Source organism: Streptomyces spongiae (assembly GCF_009377185.1).
In the GTDB taxonomy this organism is placed as follows: Bacteria; Actinomycetota; Actinomycetes; order Streptomycetales; family Streptomycetaceae; genus Streptomyces; species Streptomyces spongiae.
Window position 1 is genome coordinate 1 of sequence record NZ_VJZC01001067.1, and the last position, 1328, is coordinate 1328.

Here is a 1328-nt window from a genome sequence, read left to right on the forward strand (position 1 = left end):
CGCACGGGCCGTGCGCGGGGGCTCGCTCGTGTAGGCCTTCCTTCGCTCCGCCAGAGAGGCAGGGCAACCCGTTCGTAGGGGGTGTAAGGCGCGGAAGTGTCGACTGGGCAGCCTGAGCCGAACGGTTTCTTGGCGTGTGCGGGTGGGCAATGATGGCCTGTTATGAGACGCGGGGGGCGTGGCCGGGGGCCGCGGCGTGTGGGCAGTGTGTATCTGCTGCTGTGGGTGCTCGGGCCGGTTGCGGCGCTGGGCCTGGCTCGGCGTTTCGATCTCGGTGTGGCCTCGACTCTCGTGTCCGTGTTGGTGGGGCTGGCGCCGGGTTACCTGGCCTGGCACTCGTTTCGTGCCGACCGGGCCGAGGCCGACCCTGTCGATCTGGACAGGGTGGTGGGCGAGTTGGCGGTGGCGGTGAGGAACCAGTGGGACAGTGAGGCGGCCGTGCGCCGGGTCAACGACCCCTACCCGCTGCCGGTCTCCTGGCGGGTCGCCGACGACAGTCTCACTGAGGCGTGGGCACTGCTGACGGACCTGGCCCGTTCCTGGCCCGGCGGACCACCTGGTGATCCCGCCCTCTGGTCGCCGGACGCCACGGGGCTGGCGGGACGGGATGCGGAGATCGGGCAGGTGTTCTCCGAGCGGGTTCCCACCCGGCGTCTGGTGATCCTGGGCGAACCCGGCGCCGGCAAGAGCGTGCTGCTGATCCGGTTGCTGCAGGACCTCGTCGCCCGCCGCACCGACGGCGCCCCCGTGCCGGTGCTGTTCTCCCTGGCGTCCTGGGATCCCCACCGGCCCTTGAAAGCCTGGATGGCCGATCAGCTGCGCCGTACTCACCCCGGCTTGGCCTCCGCCGCTCCGTCTTCGGTCACCGTCACGGACACCGCCAGTGACGAACCCACTGACCTGGCGGCCTACCTGCTGAGCGCCGGCCTCGTCCTGCCCCTGCTCGACGGCTTCGACGAACTGCCGCCCGCCCTGCACGCCACCGCACTCGACATGCTCAACCGGGCGCTGCCCGCCAAACAGCCCCTGGTCCTGACCAGCCGCACCGATCCCTACCGCACCGCCCTGACCCGGCTGGGCACGGTCGTCCGCCTCAACGGTGCCGCAGCCGTCCAGCTCCTCCCGCTCGATGCCCAGGCCGCCGCCGACTACCTGCGCCGCGACGCCGGCGGCCCTCACACACCCGCCGCCCACCGGTGGAACTCCGTGATCACCCACCTGGGCACCAACAGCCCCGTCGGACAGGCCCTGGCCACCCCACTGGGCCTGTTCCTGGCCCGCACCATCTACAACCCCCGGCCCGGCACACCCGCCGGATCCCCACAGGT

The 1328-nt window shown here is 71.6% G+C and carries 1 protein-coding gene; it reads left to right on the top strand.

What is annotated here, in order from left to right:
• Window positions 1-198 precede the first annotated feature (198 nt).
• A partial coding sequence (locus FNH08_RS50145; RefSeq protein WP_322726686.1) for an NACHT domain-containing protein occupies window positions 199-1328 on the top strand: 1130 nt, incomplete at its 3' end.